The organism is Chitinophaga sp. (assembly GCF_035564935.1).
GTDB lineage: Bacteria > Bacteroidota > Bacteroidia > Chitinophagales > Chitinophagaceae > Chitinophaga.
This window is the reverse complement of the sequence record NZ_DATMTE010001069.1, coordinates 1-3409: the sequence shown is the minus strand read 5'-3', so window position 1 is coordinate 3409 and position 3409 is coordinate 1. Positions and strand designations below refer to the sequence as shown.

Sequence of the window (3409 nt, the reverse complement as noted above, 5' to 3'; positions counted from 1 at the left end):
GTTCACATGATCTATCAATTTGGAATCAGCATCAAAATGCACAGTTTGAATTTGTACGTTCATAGCACTAATTTTTTAAATATTTAACAATCTAGGTTCTAGTTAGTAAAGGAAGGTCATAGGCATTCTCTTTAGTATAATGAACTTGATTACTAATATAGTCACTTTTGCAATGCAATGCTGTTTAGCTGCGTAATATTTTGTTAAAAGCTTAAAATAAATGGCTACGCCTTCGGGTGCGCCTGCTTATATACCTTCTTTAACTGTTCAATGGTATTGTGCGTATAAACCTGCGTGGCAGCCAGACTGGAATGTCCCAGCAACTCTTTGATCGCATTCAGATCCGCTCCGTTATTGGCAAGATGTGTGGCAAAGGTGTGCCTTAATATATGCGGGCTCTTCTTCTTTAATGTAGTGATCTGGTGCGCTGTAAGATACCTCCGCACCGTCAGGTACACGTACTTCGGATATAAACGCCTGCCACTGTGCGGATGCACCAGCAACACCCCGCTCTCAAATCCCTCCAGCTGGCGGCGCTTCTCTTCCATATACCCGTGTATCTGCACCAGCAGTTCCGGGCTCACCGGTATAATCCGCTCCTTCCCTCCTTTCCCCATTACCTTTAATGACCGGTTCCCGTCATCTACCCTGGATTCCTGCAAAGCAATCAACTCCGACAAACGGATGCCTGTCTGGTAAAAGATTTCAAAGATCAACCGATGCGTGATGCCTTCGAAATCGCCGGCGAAAATGTACGGGGAAATAACCGGGGCAGGGCTCACATTATCTTCCAGCGCCCGCATGCCTTTCTCCTCAATGTACCCGGGCAGGCGACGGCTGATCTTGGGCGCAATAACCCTGATCATGGGCGACTGTTTAATCAGCCCCTGACGCAAACAGAATTTGAAAAAAGATTTGAGTGTGGAGATCTTCCGATTAACACTTTTGGCAGTCATGGCATCTTCCATGAGCTTTGCCAGCCAGCTGCGGATCATAATATGACTGATATCGCCAACCGCAATACCGCCGTAGCTAAGGGTCACATAATCAAAAAACTGGGAAAGATCGTTGCGATAGGCAGTGCAGGTATGCGCTGAGTACCGCTTTTCGAGCTGGATATAGGATATGAACCGCTCTGCTAAGGAATGTAATGGCTCGTTCAACACAAAAAGATTGATGATTGTAAAGTTATTAAATAACCTTACAATCATCAAATATTTTGAGCTGCTAAAGGCTTATCGCCTGAGCAATATTAATCTTCAAATTTACCTGTTGCCAGCTGTTGCTTGTAAACGGCTTTTAACACCTGGTTACGACGTTTAACAGATGGTTTAGTAAAAGACTGGCGCGTTCTCAACTGCAGTAAAATGCGAGCTTTTTCAAACTTCTTTTTATACTTTTTAAGCGCCTTGTCTATGTTTTCGCAATCTTTAGAATCAATGATCAACATAATTTTTGCCTCTTATTTTTAGGAACGCAAAGATAACACAAGATTTGTAAAAAAACAAAAGACCATAAGAATTATTCCATTTCCCCGCCTTCTTCTCCATATAATATCACCCATAACAGCAAATCGGGTGTAAAATTCCGGAACCGGTGCGATGACCCGGCAGGCACAAACAGGAAATCTCCTATGCCTACCGTTACCACCTGGTCCTCCATTTCAAATTCCCCACTTCCCCGCATCACCAGGTAAATCTCGTCCTGTATATGTGGCTCCTGCCCATCTATCTCATCCGGACCAAAAATGATCCCCCGCATGGAACCGTGCTCAAACAATACTGCGAAATCATCATCGCTTTTCTCCAATTGTCGTAACGACTCGGCAAAAGAAACATGAAATCTCATCCTGTGGTTGATTTAACGTGTTCTCAGATAACCGAAATTAAGAAAGAATTACGAGATAGCATGACGACTGGACCGGAGGCATGTGCCAACGGAAACCCTGAAAAGAGCCCTATTGCTTCCTTACCTGGCAGGTTTAATCTTTCAGCTTCTTCTTCAACAAGCTTACCTGGTCCTGCAGATGGCTTACCATATCCGCCAGGTGGTTCACACTCATCCGGCTTTGTTGCCCGGCTTTGCTGATCACCGCATCTGACTGCCATAATTCCAGCACTTCTTCCATGTCTACACCGTAAGGCTCAAATTGCGGGTTGTCAGATACCAGCGTAATCTTCGATTTAGAGCGGTTATTCTTCAGGATCCGCTTAAAAACAATGCCTTCCCTGGAAGTAATCACCACATAGGTTTCATTGTTCTTGATCTCTTCCCACCCCTCTATCTTGTGGCAAACGATCACAGATCCGGAAGTAACAGGCAGCATAGAATCTCCCGCTATTTCAAAAGCCCTGTAATCCCCCGCTCCCAGCATAGGCAGGGTAAAGGTGTTCAGCTCTTCAATGAACTCATCGTCATTATAACCGGCCAGGTAACCGGCTGCCGCTTTTACCGGCACAAAATGGATCGCCTGACGGGAGCTTCCCAGCTTTAGCTGCCGGCGCTTCTCCAGGAAATTATCTTTCTGGGAGCCGAGATCACGGCGGAGCAGATCATCAATAGATACCCGGAACATATCACTTACCTGTTCCAGGATCTCTGTACGGGGCTCTGCACGCTCTTCCTCATATGCACCCAGCAACGAACGCTTGATACCGAGCTTATCGGCAAACTCTTGCTGCGTCCAGGCTTTTTGCTTACGCAGGTATTTCAAATTCTGACATACTACGGACATAACCTAAATAATTTAGTACCTTGCTAACAAAATTAGCAAATATTTTTATCATTTACCAAATATATTCGGGTAGCGTGGCTTATTTTTGCCCGGTAAAATCCAACTCGATATGTTAATAAACTATGTACACTCGTTCCTGAGATGGGCTATATTGCTGGCCGGGCTCTGGGCGGTTATCCGCTCCCTGAAAGGCGTAACAGGTAATACACCATATACTGCAGCAGACAAAAAGGCCGGCCTTTTCTTCATGATCTTCTGCGATCTCCAACTGGTGGCAGGATTGATCCTTTTTTTCCTGAGCCCCCTCTCCAAAGCAGGTATCGCCGATATGGGAGGCGCCATGAAAGATCCCGTTTTACGCTTCTTTACCGTGGAGCATGAAACAATGGCCATCATCGCCATTGCACTGGTACATATTGGTAAATCAAAAATTAAGAAAGCCGTTTCAGATGCACAGAAACATAAGCTGGGCCTGATCTTTTTCGGACTTGCCTTCATCGTTATCCTGGCGCTCATTCCATGGCCGTTCAGGGCTGCACTGGGCAAAGGCTGGTTCTAAGCCCTTTCCCGCATAAAGGCGGATGCTCTTCTTCATAAAAGGGTGTGTGCGCTCATAGAATTTCAGGCATATACAGGGCACTTGCCCTCTTTATAAAATTAAATGGCGTCCTTGTC

5 protein-coding genes are annotated in these 3409 nt (G+C 45.5%); 1 reads left to right on the top strand and 4 read right to left on the bottom strand.

Going from position 1 to position 3409, the window contains the following annotated elements:
• Positions 1 to 224: 224 nt before the first annotated feature.
• From VN105_RS27650 to VN105_RS27635, 4 genes are all read right to left on the bottom strand, one after another.
• A complete protein-coding gene (locus VN105_RS27650; protein WP_414647271.1) occupies positions 225 to 1166 on the bottom strand; it encodes a tyrosine-type recombinase/integrase in 942 nt (313 codons plus the stop codon).
• A gap of 86 nt (positions 1167 to 1252) precedes the next feature.
• Positions 1253 to 1450, bottom strand: a complete 198-nt coding sequence (gene rpsU, locus VN105_RS27645) for a 30S ribosomal protein S21 (protein WP_079470678.1) — start codon at positions 1448 to 1450, stop codon at positions 1253 to 1255.
• Positions 1451 to 1521: 71 nt separating this feature from the next.
• Complete coding sequence (locus tag VN105_RS27640; RefSeq protein WP_325646358.1) at positions 1522 to 1848, bottom strand: cupin domain-containing protein; 327 nt, start codon at positions 1846 to 1848, stop codon at positions 1522 to 1524.
• A gap of 133 nt (positions 1849 to 1981) precedes the next feature.
• Positions 1982 to 2734, bottom strand: a complete 753-nt coding sequence (locus tag VN105_RS27635) for an XRE family transcriptional regulator (protein ID WP_325646356.1) — start codon at positions 2732 to 2734, stop codon at positions 1982 to 1984.
• A gap of 109 nt (positions 2735 to 2843) precedes the next feature.
• On the opposite strand from VN105_RS27635, the gene VN105_RS27630 reads away from it, so the two are divergent.
• Positions 2844 to 3293 carry a hypothetical protein gene (locus tag VN105_RS27630; protein WP_325646354.1) on the top strand — a complete coding sequence of 150 codons (450 nt, stop codon included), beginning with the start codon at positions 2844 to 2846 and terminating at the stop codon, positions 3291 to 3293.
• Positions 3294 to 3409 lie beyond the last annotated feature (116 nt).